Origin of the sequence: Azohydromonas australica DSM 1124, from assembly GCF_000430725.1 — a bacterium.
GTDB lineage: Bacteria > Pseudomonadota > Gammaproteobacteria > Burkholderiales > Burkholderiaceae_C > Azohydromonas > Azohydromonas australica.
The window spans coordinates 1-1569 of sequence record NZ_AUMO01000164.1 but is presented as its reverse complement, the minus strand read 5'-3'; the positions used below and the strand labels follow the sequence as shown (position 1 = coordinate 1569).

General features: G+C 63.7%; 2 protein-coding genes. Both read right to left on the bottom strand.

Annotated features, from left to right (window positions below):
- Nucleotides 1-629 (bottom strand): MCP four helix bundle domain-containing protein (locus H537_RS0118995; protein WP_238446729.1); only part of this gene is annotated, 629 nt, incomplete at its 3' end.
- A gap of 271 nt (nucleotides 630-900) precedes the next feature.
- The coding region (locus tag H537_RS0118990) for a sensor histidine kinase (protein ID WP_028999085.1) at nucleotides 901-1569 on the bottom strand (669 nt) is incomplete at its 5' end.

Genomic DNA, 1569 nt, shown 5'->3' with positions numbered 1-1569 from the left:
AGTTCGGCAGCGTCCCCGGGCTCGCCACCGAGCTGCCGGGTGATGCCGCGCACGATGGCTGTTGCCAAGCCCGCGGCAAGCACAACGGCTGCGCCAAGGAGTGCCGCCGTCCAGCGCTTGGCCGACTCGTACGTCTGCTTGGCAGCGGCAGCGGACTCGGCGGAACCCTGGTCGCTGATCTCCACGAGCTTGCCGATCTCGGCCGCCATGGCATTGAAGGCCGAACGCGACTCGCCCCGGAACAGGGATCTGGTCTCCTGCATGGCGCTGTCGCCGTTGCGCGAGACCTCAAGCAGCCTGGCCTGCACGGCCAAGTAGGCATCACGGTGCTTCTTGAACGCCTCGTAGCCTGAGCGCTCCTGCGGTGATGTGATCAGCGCTGCGTACGCCTTTTGCTTTTCGGCGAAGGCCGTCCTGATCTCGGCTATGCGCTGTTCAACCGTGGCCATTTCCGACGCTTCCACCGAAATCACGTGGTCCGCCTCCTGGCGCCGCAGTTGGTTGGCGGCGGTACGCATCTCGCCGAGCACCTTGATCGCGGGCAGCCAGTTCTCGGCGAGGTCCTGCGTGCGGGTGTACATGCTGGAGAGCTGGATGATCGCGAAGCCGCACACCACCATCGTCAGCATGACCAGGGCTGCGAAAGCCAGGCCCAGCTTGGTACCGAGTTTCATCGAATGTCTGTTCATGCGAATGCCGGCCTTGGATACCCGGTCAAGTATTACCTGGGCTCAATTTCGGCACCAACGCTTTTGACTTGAGACAAGTCCATGCGACCGCCTGCTGCCGGCAACAGCACTTGATCCATGTCAAGCAGATGGCGCTCGGCGAAGCGAGCGTCCTTTTGCTGAGGTCAGCACGGATTGACGGGGGCGGTCCGGCCGTATCTGGTCCTGCGCATCACTCCACCACAGGCAATGTCACTGTGAGGCTGAAGGTGCTGCCCTGCCCAGGCTCGCTGGTGACGTCCAGACAGCCGCCCATCAATTCCACCAGGCGGCGCACAATGGACAATCCCAGCCCCGTACCGCCAAAGCGGCGTGTCGTCGTGGCGTCGGCCTGCGTGAACGCCTGAAAGATGGTGGCCTGCTTCTCGCGTGGAATGCCGATACCGGTGTCCGAAACTTCGATGCGCAGCGTCGACAGTGGTGACCAGGGATCGTCGCGTCCTTGCTTATCCAGCATGAGCTGGGTCGCCCGCAGCGTGACGGCGCCCGCGTCGGTGAACTTCACCGCGTTGCCCAGCAAGTTGGCCAGGATCTGCTTGAGTCGCGTCACGTCGCCCACCAGGCGCTGCGGCAGCGCCGGGTCCAGTTCGACGTCCAGGCGCAGTTCCTTCTGCGCCGCCTGCATCTCCACGATGGCACGCGCGTGCTGCAGCAGTGCCGGCAGATCAAAAGGCGCCGACTCCAGCTGCATCTCACCGGCCTCGATCTTGGAGACGTCGAGGATGTCGTTGACCACGGAGAGCAGGTGCTCGCCAGCGGCGTTGACATGGGTGACAAACATGCGCTGGCGCTCGTCGAGATTGGTTTGCACGAGCAACTGGGAAAGCCCGATGACGGCGTT